This window comes from Streptomyces sp. NPDC001002 (assembly GCF_053599215.1).
Genome location: NZ_JBSFLV010000104.1, coordinates 1 through 16,389, shown reverse-complemented (window position 1 = coordinate 16,389; position 16,389 = coordinate 1). Strand labels below are relative to the sequence as shown.

9 protein-coding genes are annotated in these 16,389 nt (G+C 70.2%); 8 read left to right on the top strand and 1 reads right to left on the bottom strand.

The features are described from left to right. Nucleotides 1-22: 22 nt before the first annotated feature. From ACWDR3_RS34490 to ACWDR3_RS34470, 5 genes are all read left to right on the top strand, one after another. The gene (locus ACWDR3_RS34490) at nucleotides 23-1,807 is read left to right on the top strand and encodes an ABC transporter ATP-binding protein (RefSeq protein WP_450356495.1); all 1,785 of its coding nucleotides are present in this window, start codon (nucleotides 23-25) and stop codon (nucleotides 1,805-1,807) included. Beyond that, nucleotides 1,804-3,639, top strand: a complete 1,836-nt coding sequence (locus tag ACWDR3_RS34485) for an ABC transporter ATP-binding protein (RefSeq protein ID WP_450356494.1) — start codon at nucleotides 1,804-1,806, stop codon at nucleotides 3,637-3,639. The genes ACWDR3_RS34490 and ACWDR3_RS34485 overlap by 4 nt, the downstream gene beginning before the upstream one ends. 253 nt (nucleotides 3,640-3,892) lie before the next feature. Continuing rightward, nucleotides 3,893-5,944: a M4 family metallopeptidase gene (locus ACWDR3_RS34480; protein ID WP_450356493.1), complete on the top strand. Its 2,052-nt coding sequence runs from the start codon at nucleotides 3,893-3,895 to the stop codon at nucleotides 5,942-5,944. Nucleotides 5,945-6,251: 307 nt separating this feature from the next. Next, a complete protein-coding gene (locus tag ACWDR3_RS34475; protein WP_450356492.1) occupies nucleotides 6,252-7,916 on the top strand; it encodes a M4 family metallopeptidase in 1,665 nt (554 codons plus the stop codon). 72 nt (nucleotides 7,917-7,988) lie between these two features. After that, nucleotides 7,989-8,507, top strand: a complete 519-nt coding sequence (locus ACWDR3_RS34470) for a DUF1990 domain-containing protein (protein WP_450356491.1) — start codon at nucleotides 7,989-7,991, stop codon at nucleotides 8,505-8,507. A 45-nt stretch (nucleotides 8,508-8,552) separates the two neighbouring features. Here the strand turns inward: ACWDR3_RS34470 and ACWDR3_RS34465 are convergent, their stop codons facing one another. Next, a complete protein-coding gene (locus ACWDR3_RS34465; RefSeq protein WP_450356490.1) occupies nucleotides 8,553-11,171 on the bottom strand; it encodes a glycosyltransferase family 1 protein in 2,619 nt (872 codons plus the stop codon). Between the two features lie 332 nt (nucleotides 11,172-11,503). On the opposite strand from ACWDR3_RS34465, the gene ACWDR3_RS34460 reads away from it, so the two are divergent. The 3 genes from ACWDR3_RS34460 to treS form a co-directional block, all read left to right on the top strand. Then, nucleotides 11,504-12,742: a S8 family peptidase gene (locus ACWDR3_RS34460; protein ID WP_450356489.1), complete on the top strand. Its 1,239-nt coding sequence runs from the start codon at nucleotides 11,504-11,506 to the stop codon at nucleotides 12,740-12,742. A gap of 285 nt (nucleotides 12,743-13,027) precedes the next feature. Continuing rightward, nucleotides 13,028-15,100 carry an alpha-1,4-glucan--maltose-1-phosphate maltosyltransferase gene (locus ACWDR3_RS34455; RefSeq protein ID WP_450356488.1) on the top strand — a complete coding sequence of 691 codons (2,073 nt, stop codon included), beginning with the start codon at nucleotides 13,028-13,030 and terminating at the stop codon, nucleotides 15,098-15,100. A 26-nt stretch (nucleotides 15,101-15,126) separates the two neighbouring features. Then, on the top strand, nucleotides 15,127-16,389 hold a 1,263-nt coding region (gene treS, locus ACWDR3_RS34450), incomplete at its 3' end, for a maltose alpha-D-glucosyltransferase (protein ID WP_450356487.1).

Genomic DNA, 16,389 nt, shown 5'->3' with positions numbered 1-16,389 from the left:
TGGTCGAAGGGGCCGGCAACGGATGATCGACGCGTACGAGGATCCGGGCGAGCCCGACAACCGGGGCGGTGGCCGCTTCCTGTGGTGGCTGGTGCGCTGTCAGCCGGGCCGGTCGCTGGCCGGGGCCGTGCTGGGCAGCGCGTGGATGGTGCTGCTCGCGGCCACGCCGTATCTGCTGTCCCGGGCGATCGACGAGGGGCTGGTGCCGGGTGACTACCCGGCGCTGGTGGGCTGGACGGCGGCCCTCCTCGGAGTGGGAGCGGTCAACGCTTGGCTGGGTCTGATGCGGCACCGCACGATGACACGCGTACGGATGGACGCCAACTTCCGCACGGTGAAGGTGGTCGTCGGCCAGGCGGTCCGCCTCGGCGCCGCGCTGCCCCGCCGGGTGGGAGCCGGGGAGGTCGTCACGATCGGCGTGGGCGACGTCCAGACGATCAGCATGTCGCTGACGGTGGTCGGGCCGGGGGTCGGCGCGATCGTCGCCTACCTCGCGGTCGCCGGACTCCTGCTGTCCGTCTCGACGTTGATCGCCGCGGTCGTCCTGCTCGGCATCCCGGTGATCGTCCTGATCGTCGGCCCGTTGCTCACCCGCCTCCAGGGCGCGGAGACCGAGTACCGGGACCGGCAGGGCGTGCTGACGGCCCGGATCGCCGACCTCGCCGGCGGCCTGCGCGTCCTCAACGGCCTCGGCGGCAAGGGCCTGTTCGCGGACGCCTTCCGCACCGACTCCCAGCACCTGCGCCGACAGGGCTACCGCGTCGGCGCGGTGACCAGCTGGGTCCAGGCACTCGGCGTCGGCCTCCCCACCCTCTTCCTCGCCGTGGTCACCTGGCTCGCGGCCCGCCTCGCCGCCCAAGGGGACATCAGCATCGGCGAGTTGGTGTCGGTGTACGGCTATGTGGCGGTGCTGGTGGCGCCGGTGGGTTTCTGGGTGGAGTGCGGCTACCAGATCAGCCGAGGCCTGGTCTCGGCCCGCCGAGTGGTCCGCTTCCTGCGCCTGGACCCCCTGGAAGACACCGGCACCCGAGACGCCCCCGCGGAACCGTCGCCCCTCCACGACCCCGACTCCGGCGTCCGAATCCGCCCGGGCCACTTCACAGCCTTGGCAGGCGCCCGCCCGTCCGACGCGACGGCAGTAATAGACCGACTGGGCCGCTACGCCCCATCGAGAGCCACCTGGGGAGACATCCCCCTGGACCAGATCGCCCTCCCCCAAATCCGCCAGCACATCCTGGTGGCGGACCACGACTCCACCCTGTTCACGGGCTCCCTGGGCGCCTTGGTCAACGGTGCCTGTATGCCCTTTAGGGGCGCGGGGAACTGCGCGACCAGCCACATCAAACCCGCACCCGCCGAACAACAAGACCAGGCACCCCCTGCTGCGCACATCATGCAGGCCATCCACACAGCGGTAGCCGACGACATCCTCCACGCCCTCCCCGACGGCCTCGCCTCCCAGATCAACGCCCAGGCCACCAACCTCTCCGGCGGCCAACGCCAACGCATCAGACTCGTACGGGCCTTGCTGGCCAACCCCGAGATCCTCCTCGCGGTCGAACCGACCTCCGCCCTGGACGCCCACACAGAGGCCCGCGTAGCCGAACGCCTCAAACAAGACCGTCAAGGCCGCACGACCGTGGTCACCACCACATCCCCCCTCGTCCTGGACCACGCGGACACGGTCTACTACCTGGTGGACGGCAAGGTCGCAGCCGCCGGAACCCACCACACCCTCCTGGCCGAAGACCCGGGCTACCGAGCCCTCGTGGCAAGGGACGCAGACGCCGAGGAGACCGTCGGATGACATCCGCCCAACTCCCCGTCGCCGAACCAAAAGACGTACGCCAAGCCCTCACCCGCCTCATCCGCGGCGACGCAAAAGCCTTCACCGCCGTACTCGCCCTGAACGCCCTGGCCGCCGCCGCAGGCCTCGTCGGCCCCTGGCTGGTCGGCCGAATCGTCGACGACGTCCGCGCCGGCGGCGGGGTGCACGCCGTGGACCGCCTGGCCGTATGGATCCTGCTCTGCGCCGTCGCCCAACTCCTGCTGGCCCGCTGGGCCCGCTACGTAGGACACCGCTTCGGCGAACGCGTCCTCGCGCGCGTCCGCGAGGAGTTCGTCGACCGCGCGCTCGCGCTGCCCGCGGCGGTCGTGGAGCGGGCCGGCACCGGGGACCTGACGGCGCGCGGCACCGCGGACGTGGCGACGGTCGGCACGACCCTGCGCGACGCCGGGCCCGAACTGCTCATCAACGGCGTGCAGGTGCTGTTCCTGATCGGCGCGGTGTTCGTGATCGACCCGCTGCTCGGCCTCTGCGGGCTGCTCGGTCTGGTCAGCACCTGGGTCGCGCTGCGCTGGTATCTGCGCCGCGCCCGCGACGGCTACCTCGCCGAGGGCGCGGCCACCTCGGACGTCGCCGAGATCCTCGCGGCCACGGCGTCCGGGGCGCGCACGGTCGAGGCGCTGCGGCTGGAGAAGCGCCGGATCGCGGCGAGCCGGGACGCGCTGGAGGTCTCCCGGCGCACCCGGATGTACACGCTGTTCCTGCGCTCGGTGTTCTTCCCGTCGGTGGACGTCTCCTATCTGATCCCGGTGGTCGCGGTCCTGCTGATCGGCGGGGTGCTGCACGGGCAGGGCACGCTGAGCCTGGGCGCGGTGGTGACGGCGGCCCTGTATCTGCAACGCATGAGCAACCCGCTCGACGAGATCCTGATGCGGATCGAGCAACTGCAGAGCGGCGGCGCCTCGTTCGCCCGCGTGGAGGGCCTGGCGCGGGCTCCGCGGGCGGTGTCGGCGGGCTCCCCGGCCCCGTCCGGCGACCGCATCGACGTGACGGGTGTGCGGTACGCCTATGAGCGCGGCGGCGAGGTGCTGCGCGGGGTCGACCTGACCGTGCGGCCTGGCGAGCGGCTGGCGGTGGTCGGGCCGTCGGGCGCCGGGAAGACCACGCTGAGCCGGCTGCTCGCGGGCGTCGAGGCGCCGACCGAGGGCACGGTGACGGTGGGCGGGGTGCCGGTGGTCGGCCTTGACCCGGAGCAGCTGCGCCGCCAGGTCGTCCTGGTCACCCAGGAGCACCACGTGTTCCTCGGCACGGTCCGGGAGAACCTGCTGATCGCCGAACCGGCCGCCACGGACGAGGAGTTGTGGGCGGCGCTCGCGGCGGTCGGCGCCGACGACTGGGTGCGGGAGCTGCCCGACGGGCTCAACACCGGTCTGGGCGAGGGTGGTTGGCGTACCGACGGCTCGCAGGCTCAGCAACTCGCCCTGGCCCGGGTCGTGCTGGCCGATCCGCACACCCTGATCCTCGACGAGGCGACGGCGTTGCTGGATCCGACCACGGCCCGGCACACCGAGCGAGCCCTGGCCGCCGTACTCGAAGGCCGTACCGTCATCGCGATCGCGCACCGGCTGCACACCGCTCATGACGCGGACCGGGTGGCGGTGATGGAGGACGGCCTGCTGACCGAACTCGGCACGCACGACGAGCTGGTGACGGGGGACGGGGCGTACGCGGCGCTGTGGCGGACCTGGCACGGGGACATCGGCCCTGGCGGCGGGTCCGTGCGGCCGACCGGCACTGACTCACCGGTCAGCGGACGACGACTCCCCGGACCGACCGACAACGGATCCGTATAGCGAACATGAACTACCGAACAACGGACGATTTCCGGCCAACCTTCTGACGCGCCCCTGACAGAAACCGCACTCCACTGGCACGCTTCCCACGGCCGCTTCACAGCAACCCCACAGACAGCACGAACCAGTGCCGTCTCGTCGAGCGGCCGCCTGCACCTGGTTCCGCGTTTGGCCCAGTTCTGCCCGGACGGTCGACCCATCGTCCGGATCTCCCCTGGCCGTGCGACCCGCGGCCACGCAGAAGGAGTCAGTGTTGAGAAGCAGTTCCTCTCGCAGACGCACCTCCCACACCGCACAGCGCCCCATGGCGCACCGCCGCGTCGCCGCCGTAGCCCTCGCCGGCGTCACCGCCCTGCTCGCCGCGGCCGTCCAGTCGGGCGCCGCCTCCGCCGCCCCGGCCCCGGCGCCCGCCGCGTCCAAGGCCCACGCGGCCGTCAAGCTCAGCCCGTCCCAGCGCGCGGAGTTGATACGCGCGGCCGACACGGCCGGTGCGGCGACCGCCAAGGACATCGGCCTCGGCGCCAAGGAGACGCTCGTCCCGCGTGACGTCGTCAAGGACGCCGACGGCACCCTGCACACCCGCTACGAGCGCACGTACGCGGGCCTGCCGGTGCTCGGCGGCGACCTGGTCGTCGACACCGCCAAGTCGGGCGCCACCCAGCGCGTCATCAAGGCGACGAACGCGACCATCAAGGTCGCCGACGTCACGCCGGACATCACCAAGGCCGCCGCCGAGAAGCAGGCCGTCACCCGCGCCAAGGCGCTGGGCGGCACCGAGGCGAGCGCCGACGCGGCGCCGCGCAAGGTGATCTGGGCGGCGAGCGGCAAGCCGGTCCTGGCGTACGAGACGGTCGTCGGCGGTCTCCAGGAGGACGGCACGCCGAACCAGCTGCACGTCATCACCGACGCGGCCACCGGCAAGAAGCTCTTCGAGTACCAGGCCATCAAGAACGGCACCGGCAACACCCAGTACAGCGGCACGGTCACGCTCACCACGACCCAGTCCGGGTCGAACTACACGCTGACCGACGGCGCGCGCGGCGGCCACAAGACGTACAACCTCAACCGGGGCACGTCCGGCACCGGCACGCTGTTCTCCCAGACCACCGACACCTGGGGCAACGGCACCACGTCGAACACCGCGACCGCGGGCGCCGACGCGCACTACGGGGCCGCGCAGACCTGGGACTTCTACAAGAACACCTTCGGTCGCAGCGGCATCAAGAACAACGGCGTCGGCGCGTACTCCCGCGTCCACTACGGCAACGCGTACGTGAACGCGTTCTGGGACGACGGCTGCTTCTGCATGACGTACGGCGACGGCTCCGGCAACGCCCGTCCGCTGACCTCGCTGGACGTGGCAGGCCACGAGATGAGCCACGGCGTCACCGCCAACACCGCGGGCCTGGTCTACAGCGGCGAGTCCGGCGGCCTGAACGAGGCGACCTCCGACATCTTCGGCACCGGCGTCGAGTTCTACGCCAACAACGCCTCCGACGTCGGCGACTACCTCATCGGCGAGAAGATCAACATCAACGGCAACGGGACCCCGCTGCGTTACCAGGACAAGCCGAGCAAGGACGGCGCGTCCAAGGACAGTTGGTACTCGGGGATCGGCTCGATCGACGTCCACTACTCCTCGGGCCCCGCCAACCACTTCTTCTACCTGCTGAGCGAGGGCAGCGGCGCCAAGGTCATCAACGGCGTCAGCTACGACTCGCCCACCTCGGACGGTCTTCCGGTCACCGGCATCGGCCGGGACAAGGCGCTGCAGATCTGGTACCGGGCGCTGACCACGAAGTTCACGTCCACCACCAACTACGCGGCGGCCCGCACCGGGACGCTGGCGGCGGCGAGTGAGCTGTACGGCGCCACGAGCACCGAGTACAAGGCGGTGCAGGACGCCTGGGCGGCCGTCGCGGTCGGTGCGCGCTCGGGCGGTGGCGGCGGTGGCGGCACCTCGTTCGAGAACACGGCCGACGTGTCGATTCCGGACAACGGGGCGGCCGTCACGTCGTCGGTCACCGTGTCCGGGCGGACGGGCAACGCCCCGTCGAACCTCTCGGTCTCGGTCGACATCGTGCACACCTGGCGCGGTGACCTGGTGCTCGACCTGGTCGCCCCGGACGGGTCGACGTACCGCCTGAAGAACTCCAGCGCCAACGACTCGGCGGACAACGTGCAGGCGACCTACACGGTCAACGCGTCCTCCGAAGTGGCCAACGGTGTCTGGAAGTTGAAGGCGCAGGACGTGGCGGCGCAGGACACCGGCTACATCAACAGCTGGAGCCTCACCTTCCCGTAGGCCGCACGACCCGGCAGGTCCCCGCGGGGGCCCGACGTCAGGGCGCCTCCCCGGTGGTTCGACCCACCGGGGAGGCGCCCTCTTTTTGCCACGCCGATACCGACCACTGGTTGGCCTTTTACCGAGGTCAAGTCCGTTTACATTCCAGCAATATTCACCCGGCAGTCGATTTTCAGCCAACATCTTTTCGGGGTCCTGACATGTACGCGCCCCTGATGTCACTCTTCCTCACAACCGCCGCACAACTTCACAGCAACCCGGCCGGGCGCCCCACGCCGGCCGGACTCCCCCACCACAAGGAGCTTGTGTGACCCCCCTCTACGCGCGTCACAAGCGCACCACGCTCGCCATTGCCACCGCCGTCGCCGCCGGAGCGCTGCTCAGCACCGGTCTGGCCGCCGGCACGGCGTCCGCCCAGACCCCGGCGGACGCCACCGGCACGGCACAGCTCGCCGCCGCGCCCACCTCGCTGACGGCAGCCGCCCGCACCTCGCTCCTGCAGAAGGCGCAGGCCGACGTCTCCGAGACGGCGCAGCAGATAGGCCTCGGCACCAAGGAGAAGCTGGTCGCCAAGGACGTCGTCAAGGACGCCGACGGCACCGTCCACACCCGCTACGAGCGCACCTACGCGGGCCTGCCGGTCCTCGGCGGCGACCTCGTGGTGCACACCTCCCCGACCGGCAAGGCCGAGGGTGTCACCAAGGCGGTCAAGGCGACCATCAAGGTGGCCTCGGTCACGCCGAAGATCGCCGCCGCCAAGGCCGAGAAGCAGGCGCTGACCGCCGCCAAGGCGGCCGGCTCGGACAAGACCGCCGCCGACGGTGCCCGGAAGGTCATCTGGGCCGGCGACGGCACCCCCGTCCTCGCCTACGAGACGATCGTCGGCGGCCTCCAGGACGACGGCACCCCGAACCAGCTGCACGTCATCACCGACGCGGCCACCGGCAAGAAGCTCTACGAGTACCAGGGCATCGAGAACGCCACCGGCACCGGCAAGACGCTGTACTCGGGCACCGTCAGCCTCACCACCACGCTGTCGGGCACGACGTACACGCTGACCGACGCCTCGCGTGGCAGCCACAAGACGTACAACCTGAAGCACGGGACGTCCGGCACCGGGACGCTGTTCTCGCAGACCACCAACACGTGGGGCACCGGCGCCGCCTCCAGCTCCACCACCGACGTGACCGCCGCCGCGGACGCCGCCTACGGCGCGCAGGAGACGTGGGACTTCTACAAGTCCACCTTCGGCCGCAGCGGCATCAAGAACAACGGCGTCGGCGCGTACTCCCGCGTGCACTACGGCAGTTCGTACGTGAACGCGTTCTGGGACGACAGCTGCTTCTGCATGACGTACGGCGACGGCTCGGGCAACACCCACCCGCTGACCTCGCTGGACGTGGCGGGTCACGAGATGAGCCACGGCGTCACCGCCAACACCGCGGGTCTCAACTACAGCGGTGAGTCCGGCGGGTTGAACGAGGCGACCTCCGACATCTTCGGCACGGGCGTCGAGTTCTACGCGGCCAACTCCTCCGACGTCGGTGACTACCTCATCGGCGAGAAGATCAACATCAACGGCGACGGCACCCCGCTGCGCTACATGGACAAGCCGAGCAAGGACGGCGGCTCGGCGGACTCCTGGTCCTCCACCGTCGGCAACAAGGACGTCCACTACTCGTCCGGCGTCGCGAACCACTTCTTCTACCTCCTCTCGGAGGGCAGTGGCGCCAAGACGATCAACGGTGTCAGCTACAACTCGCCCACCTCGAACGGCTCCACGGTCACCGGCATCGGCCGGGACAAGGCGCTGCAGATCTGGTACAAGGCGCTGACGACGTACTTCACGTCGACGACGAACTACAAGGCGGCCCGCACCGGCACGCTCTCCGCGGCGGCCGCGCTGTACGGCTCCGGCAGCACCGAGTACAACGCGGTGGCGGCGGCCTGGTCCGCCGTCAACGTGAGCTGACCCGAGGGGGGTTGGCGCGGGGCGGTACCCGGGACGAAGGCATTCCCGGGTACCGCCCTACCCTTGGTTCCCATGCCTCTGACGGACTTCACGTACGACGACGTCGGCGCCACCCGGCGCGGCGGTTTCTGCCCTCCCGGCTTCCACCCCCTGCATGTCCGTACCCGCCTCGGCGAGGGCGAGAAGGTCTTCCAGCGGGCCTCCGAGGCGGTCCTGACCTGGGAGATGCACCGCGCGATCGGGGTGGGCATCGACGCCGGCGCCGAGCGCGCGGCCCCGGACGTCGACGTCACGGTCACCCTCGCCGGCATGATCAAGGCCCCGTGCCGCGTCGTCTACACGGTCGACGAACCCCGCCGCGCGGGCTGGGCGTACGGCACCCTTTCCGGCCACCCGGAGTGCGGCGAGGAACTCTTCCTGGTCGACCGCACCGGGGACGGCACGGTCTGGCTGACCGTCTCCGCCTTCAGCCGCGCCGCCAAGTGGTACGCGCGAGCGGGCGGTCCGGCGGCGCGCGGGCTGCAGAACGCGTACGCGCGGCGCTGCGGGAAGGTGCTCCAGCAGTTGTGCGCGCCGTTCGACGCGGCCTGAGCGGCGGCCGGTGCGACCGCCGCTCGGACCGGGCAGCGCGGACCGCTACCTGAGCAGCACCCCCGCCCCCTCCACCGCTTCCTCCGAAGGCACCGCCACCAACCCCAACTCCGCGCCGGAGGCCAGGAGTCGGTGGGTCGGCAGGATGCGGACCGTGTAGCCGTAGGGCCCGGTGCGGTCCAGGGCGAGGGGGCCCTCGTAGACCCACTTGCCCTCCGCGTCCGGTCCGCCCGCCGGTTTCAGCGGGACCGTCGCCGCGTCGGTGATGCGGTCCTCGGGGTCGACGCGCCCCGAGACGGCCTGCACGTCGACGTCCTCGGGCCCGAGGTCGCCGAGGCCGACGCGGACGCGCAGTCCGAGGGTGGTGCCGAGTTCCGCGGTGGGGGTGGCGGCGGACGTCTCCACATGGTCGACGGTGACCGCGTGCCAGGCGGCCCGCACCCGGGCCTTCCAGGCGGCGAGTTCACGGGCCGAGGCCGGGTCCATCGCGCGATGGGCGTGGGCGGCCGGCGTGTAGAGGCGCTCGACGTACTCCCGGACCATGCGCCCCGCCAGCACCTTCGGGCCGAGCAGGGTCAGGGTCTGGCGGACCATCTCGATCCACCGGTCGGGCAGTCCGTGCTCCCCGCGCTCGTAGAAGCGCGGTGTCACCCGCTGCTCCAGCAGGTCGTAGAGCGCGGAGGCCTCGATGTCGTCCCGCCGGTCGGGATCGGTCCCGACGCCGTCCGCGGTGGGGATCGCCCAGCCGAAGTCGGGCTGGAACCACTCGTCCCACCAGCCGTCCAGGACGGACAGGTTGAGGCAGCCGTTGAGCGCGGCCTTCATGCCGGAGGTGCCGCAGGCTTCCAGCGGGCGCAGCGGGTTGTTGAGCCAGATGTCGCAGCCGGGGTAGAGCTTCTGAGCCATCGCCATGCCGTAGTCGGGCAGGAACACGATCCGGTGCCGCACCCGCGGATCGTCCGCGAACCGCACCAGCTCCTGCACCAGCCGCTTCCCGCCGTCGTCGGCCGGATGCGCCTTGCCCGCCACCACGATCTGGATCGGCCGCTCGGGATGCAGCAGCAGATCCATCAGCCGGTCCCGGTCCCGCAGCATCAGCGTCAGCCGCTTGTACGAGGGGACGCGCCGCGCGAATCCGATGGTGAGGACGTCCGGGTCCAGGACCCCGTCGATCCACCCCAACTCGGCGGTCCCCGCCCCGCGTTGACGCCAGGAGGCGCGCAGCCGCTCGCGCACCTCGTCCACCAGGTGCTCGCGCAGCACCCGCCGCAGCTCCCAGATGTCCTGGTCGCCGATGTCGGCGACCGCGTCCCAGCGGTCCGAGCCGCCGACGGTCATCGCGTCCTGGGTGCGCTGCGGTCCGATCTGCCGGGCGCCGAGCCGGAACACCTCCGGCGCGACCCAGGTCGGCGCGTGCACCCCGTTGGTCACGGAGGTGATCGGCACCTCCTCGGGGTCGAACCCCGGCCAGAGCCCGGAGAACATCTCGCGGCTGACCTGCCCGTGCAGCAGCGACACACCGTTGGCGCGCTGTCCGAGCCGCAGCCCCATCACGGCCATGTTGAAGAGGTTGGGCTCGCCGCCGGGGTAGGTCTCCATGCCCAGTCCGAGAATGCGCCCGACGTCGATGCGCGGGAGTTCGGCGTCTGGCCCGAAGTGCCGGGCGACGAGTTCCCGGTCGAAGCGGTCGATGCCGGCCGGCACAGGGGTGTGCGTGGTGAACACGGTCCCGGCCCGCACCGCCTCCAGCGCGGCGTCGAAGTCCAGCCCCTGGTCGCCCAGTTCGGCGATCCGCTCCAGACCGAGGAACCCGGCATGCCCTTCGTTGGTGTGGAAGACCTCGGGCTCGGCATGACCGGTCAGCCGGCAGTACGTCCGTACCGCCCGCACACCCCCTATGCCGAGCAGCATCTCCTGCAACAGCCGGTGCTCGCTGCCGCCGCCGTAGAGCACGTCGGTCACACCGCGTTCGCCGAGGTCGTTCTCCTCGACGTCCGAGTCCAGCATCAGCAGCGGGACCCGGCCGACCTGGGCCAGCCAGATCCGGGCCCGCAGCCGCTTGCCGCCGGGCAGCTCGAGGGAGACCTGCGCGGGCGTGCCGTCGGCCTCCTTGAGCAGCGCGACCGGCAGCTCGTTCGGGTCGAGCACCGGGTACGTCTCCTGCTGCCAGCCGTCCCGGGACAGGGACTGCCGGAAGTAGCCGTGCCGGTACAGCAGTCCGACCCCGATCAACGGCACCCCGAGATCGCTGGCCGCCTTCAGATGGTCGCCGGCCAGGATGCCGAGGCCGCCGGAGTACTGCGGCAGCGCGGCCGTCACCCCGAACTCGGGCGAGAAATAGGCGACGGCGGCGGGCAGCCCACCGGGCTGCGCCTGGTACCACCGCTCACCGGTCACGTACTCATCGAGGTCACCGGCGACCTCGGTCAGCCGGCGCAGAAATCCATGATCCTCCGCCAGCTCCGCGAGCCGCGTCGGGGACACACTGCCGAGCAGTCGTACGGGATCACCGTCCGAGGCCGCCCAGCGCTCGGGGTCGACGGACTGGAACAGGTCGCGTGTCTCGGCGTGCCAGGACCAGCGCAGATTGCGGGCCAGATCACTCAGGGGCCGGAGGGGGTCGGGGAGAACGGGACGGACGGTGAATCGACGGATCGCCTTCACATTCCACCTCAGCGCAGATCGCTGTGCGGACGCACGGCGGTGTGCGTCTCGACGTCATTGACGACGGTAATGGTTACCCCGGCGTCCGTGTGGCGGACCCTTCCGGATCAAGCACGCCGGTACAGGTCGATCACTCATCGACCGAAAATGAGCGCAACCTTCCCTCATCACCCCGCTCACCCCATAACCGATATGGCCGATTCCGCCCCCATAGGCGTCCTTGTGGCCCTTCGCACCGCACGAGAGGCTCCAAGTGGCGTGCCGCCCGGTCGCCGGGTGCGCCCGGTGTGCCGTGATCGCCGCGCGCCGGATCGAGGAGGGGAACTCGAATCATGGCAAAGACGCGCACATGGCGTCTGCGCTGGGCGGGGGGCCTGACCGCGGTGAGCTGTGCCGCCGCGCTGTCGGCCATCACACTGCCCGCGCACGCCGTACCGCAGGGGCGGATACTCGGCGCCGGGGAGGCCGGTTCGGTCGGCGGAAGCTACCTGGTGACGCTCAGGGGGGACACCAGGGCCCCGTCGGCGGCCGGCCGGGACATCGCCGAGAGGTACGGGGCGAGAATAAGCCACACCTACGGCACGGTCCTCAACGGCTACGCGATCAAGGCGACCGAGAGACAGGCGAGGCGGCTCGCGGTCGACTCCGGGGTCGCCTCGGTCGTCCAGGACACCCGGATCGCGCTCGACCGCACGCAGGACAGCCCCAAGAACGGCACGCAGGCGGTGCCGCAGTCCAATCCGCCGTCCTGGGGCCTGGACCGCATCGACCAGCCCGCCCTGCCGCTGGACAGGGGCTACAGCGCGCCCACCTCCGGGGGCAGCGGCGTCACGGTGTACGTCATCGACACCGGCATCCGCATCACGCACAAGGACTTCGGCGGACGGGCGAGCTACGGCTGGGACTTCGTCGGCGACGACCGCACCGCGAACGACGGCAACGGACACGGCACCCACGTCGCCGGGACCATCGCCGGCGCGACCTACGGCGTGGCCAAGAAGGCCAAGGTCGTCGCCGTACGCGTCCTCGACAACGCCGGCGCGGGCACCACCGCCCAGGTCATCGCTGGCATCGACTGGGTCACCCGGCACGCGCACAAGCCCGCGGTCGCCAACCTCAGCCTCGGCGGCTACCGCAACGCCCAGCTGGACGCGGCCGTACGCACCTCCATCGCCTCCGGCGTCACGTACACCGTGGCCGCCGGCAACAACGGGCAGCCGGCCGGCCTCTACTCCCCGGCCGACGTGAAGGAGGCCGTCACCGTCGGCGCCACCGACCGGGCGGACGCACGGGCGGGCTTCTCCAACTACGGGCCCGCCGTGGACCTGTTCGCCCCGGGCGTCTCGATCACGTCGGCGTCGAACGCGAGCGACACCGGCCGCGCCACCTACTCCGGTACGTCGATGGCGACCCCCCACGCGGCGGGCGCCGCCGCGCTCTATCTCGCCGCCCATCGCAGGGCGTCCCCGGCCCAGGTGTCCAAAGCCCTGGTCAAACTTGCGGTGGCCGGAAAGGTCTCCGGACGGGGTCCCGGATCACCGGACGAACTTCTCCAGGTGCCGCCCTCGTAGTGGCAAAGTCCCGTGCTGGTCCTGGCAGAGTCCCGATACCGGCCCCGTTCCCCTCGAACGGGGCCGGTCTTGTGTGTAGACATACGGCTGAGTAGTTAACAAAGTGCCGGATTGCTCACTCGCTTAGGGTGGGAAGGCTCCCCCAGGTACACCCCCAGCACGCTCGCCCGATACCTCTCAGCGGTACACCAGCGGTACATCCCAGCGCGTTCCACCGGAACACCACGCAGGACCCACCTCCCCACAGCCATCCGCCCACCCACGTTGACGCGGACAGGAGCGGTCATGCCCGCCACGCACCACTCGTCAGCACCCCCGACGCCCAGCACCGCCCCAGCCCCTGTACCCCCCACCGACACCGTCCCGCCGACCCCGGAGCCACCCTCCGCGGGCGCCGCGGCCGGTATCGGGCGTATCCCCGTCCTCGACGTCGGCCCCGTGATCCAGCACGGGCGCCGCCCCGCCAAGGCCGTGACCGGCGAGTCCTTCCAGGTCTCGGCGACCGTGTTCCGCGAGGGCCACGACGCCGTGGCCGCCAATGTCGTGCTCACCGACCCCGACGGCCGCCCGGGCCCCTGGACGCCGATGCGCGAACTGGCCCCGGGGACCGACCGCTGGGGCGCCACCGTCACCCCCGGCGAGCCGGGCCACTGGACCTACACCGTGGAGGCGTGGAGCGACCCCGTCACGACCTGGCGGCACCACGCCCGCATCAAGATCCCGGCCGGCATGGACACGGAACTGGTCCTGGAGGAGGGTGCGCGGCTGTACGAGCGGGCCGCCGCCGACCCCGAGGTCCCCGCCGACGAACGCGAGGTGCTCCTCGCCGCCGTCACCGCCCTGCGCGACGAGAACCGCCCCGCGGCCTCCCGTCTGGCGGCGGGTCTGACGCCGGAGGTGGACGCGGTCCTGGCCGGGCATCCGCTGCGGGAGTTCGTGACCGCCGCCGACCCGCTGCCGTTGCTGGTGGAGCGGGAGCGGGCGTTGTACTGCGCCTGGTACGAGTTCTTCCCCCGCTCCGAGGGCACCCCCGAGCAGCCGCACGGCACCTTCCGCACCGCGGCCCGCCGGCTGCCGGAGATCGCGGCGATGGGCTTCGACGTCCTCTACCTCCCGCCGATCCATCCGATCGGGACGACCTTCCGCAAGGGCCGCAACAACACCCTCTCCGCCGGCCCCGAGGACGTGGGTGTGCCGTGGGCGATCGGTTCGCCGGAGGGCGGGCACGACGCGGTGCACCCGCAGTTGGGCACGATCGAGGACTTCGCCTGGTTCGTGCGGGAGGCGAACCGCCAGGGCCTGGAGATCGCCCTGGACTTCGCCCTGCAGTGCTCCCCCGACCATCCCTGGGTGCAGAAGCATCCCGAGTGGTTCCATCACCGGCCGGACGGGACGATCGCGTACGCGGAGAACCCGCCCAAGAAGTACCAGGACATCTACCCGATCGCCTTCGACGCCGACTTCGAGGGCCTGGTCGCGGAGACCCTGCGGGTGCTCAGGTTGTGGATGGGCCACGGGGTGCGGATCTTCCGCGTCGACAATCCGCACACCAAGCCGGTGATGTTCTGGGAGCGGGTGATCGGGGAGATCAACGCCTCCGACCCTGATGTGATCTTCCTGGCGGAGGCGTTCACCCGGCCGGCGATGATGCGCACGCTGGCGCAGACCGGGTTCCAGCAGTCGTACACGTATTTCACCTGGCGCAACACCAAGGCGGAGCTGACCGAGTATCTGACCGAACTCTCCACGGAGACGGCCACATACATGCGGCCAAATTTCTTCGTCAACACCCCGGACATCCTGCACGAGTTCCTGCAGGACGGCGGGCGTCCCGCGTTCGAGTTGCGGGCGGTGCTGGCGGCGACGCTGTCGCCGGCGTGGGGGGTGTACAGCGGGTACGAGCTGTGCGAGCGGGTGCCGTTGCGGGCCGGCAGCGAGGAGTACCTCGACTCGGAGAAGTACCAGCTCAAGCCCCGCGACTGGAAAGCCGCGGCCCGCGAGGGACGCACCCTCGCCCCTCTGATCACCCGGCTCAACACGATCAGGCGGAGTCACTCGGCCCTGCGGCAGATCAGGAATCTTCGCTTCCATCCCACGGACAACGACGCGATCATCGCGTACAGCAAGACCACCGACGAGGACACGGTCGTGGTGGTCGTCAACCTCGACCCCCACCACACCCAGGAGGCCACGGTCTCGTTGGACATGCCGCAACTCGGCCTGGACTGGAACGCATTCATGTCCGTGCACGACGAACTGACGGGTGAGACCTATCACTGGGGCAGGACAAATTATGTGCGCCTCGAACCCGGAAGGGCCCCGGCGCACGTCCTCCACGTCCAGTCGTCGTCCACGTGAGCCATCGATCGGAGGGTCAGAGCGTCATGACTGTCAACCAGCCCGTTCAGGACACCTTCGAGGACACGCCCGCCAAGGACCGGGACCCTGATTGGTTCAAGCGCGCGGTCTTCTACGAGGTCCTGGTCCGCTCCTTCCAGGACAGCAACGGCGACGGAGTCGGCGATCTCAAGGGACTCACCGCCAAACTGGACTACCTCCAGTGGCTGGGCATCGACTGCATCTGGCTGCCGCCCTTCTTCAAGTCCCCGCTGCGGGACGGCGGTTACGACGTCTCGGACTACACGGCCGTCCTGCCGGAGTTCGGTGACCTGGCCGACTTCGTCGAGTTCGTGGACGCCTCCCACCAGCGCGGGATGCGGGTCATCATCGACTTCGTCATGAACCACACCAGCGACCAGCACCCGTGGTTCCAGGAATCGCGCGCCAACCCCGAAGGCCCCTACGGCGATTACTACATGTGGGCCGACGACGACAAACAGTACGCGGACGCGCGGATCATCTTCGTCGACACCGAGGCCTCCAACTGGACCTTCGACCCGGTCCGCAAGCAGTACTTCTTCCACCGCTTCTTCTCCCACCAGCCGGACCTCAACTACGAGAACCCGGCCGTGCAGGAAGAGATCCTGGCCGCCCTCCGCTTCTGGCTCGACCTCGGTATCGACGGCTTCCGCCTCGACGCCGTCCCCTACCTCTACGCGGCGGAGGGCACCAACTGCGAGAACCTGCCCGCCTCGCACGGATTCCTGAAGCGTGTCCGCCGCGAGATCGACCTGATGTATCCGGACACGGTCCTGCTGGCCGAGGCGAACCAGTGGCCCGAGGACGTCGTCGACTACTTCGGCGACTACGCCAGCGGCGGCGACGAATGCCACATGGCCTTCCACTTCCCCGTCATGCCCCGCATCTTCATGGCGGTCCGCCGCGAATCCCGCTATCCCGTATCCGAGATTCTCGCCAAGACCCCGGCCATTCCGTCCAATTGCCAGTGGGGCATCTTCCTGCGCAACCACGACGAGCTGACCCTCGAAATGGTCACGGACGAAGAACGCGACTACATGTGGGCCGAATACGCGAAAGACCCCCGCATGCGCGCCAACATCGGCATCCGACGGCGCCTGGCACCCCTGCTCGACAACGACCGCAACCAGATCGAGCTGTTCACGGCTCTCCTGCTGTCCCTGCCCGGCTCGCCGATCCTCTACTACGGCGACGAGATCGGCATGGGCTGCACGGATACTCGGACTTCGGCGACAGCGGGCCCACCATCGACGTCACCGACGTCAACC

Coding starts and splice junctions, on each gene's coding strand:
- ACWDR3_RS34460 (WP_450356489.1), top strand. CDS start 11,504: ATGGCAAAGACGCGCACATGGCGTCTGCGCTGGGCGGGGGGCCTGACC.
- ACWDR3_RS34485 (WP_450356494.1), top strand. CDS start 1,804: ATGACATCCGCCCAACTCCCCGTCGCCGAACCAAAAGACGTACGCCAA.
- ACWDR3_RS34470 (WP_450356491.1), top strand. CDS start 7,989: ATGCCTCTGACGGACTTCACGTACGACGACGTCGGCGCCACCCGGCGC.
- ACWDR3_RS34490 (WP_450356495.1), top strand. CDS start 23: ATGATCGACGCGTACGAGGATCCGGGCGAGCCCGACAACCGGGGCGGT.
- ACWDR3_RS34455 (WP_450356488.1), top strand. CDS start 13,028: ATGCCCGCCACGCACCACTCGTCAGCACCCCCGACGCCCAGCACCGCC.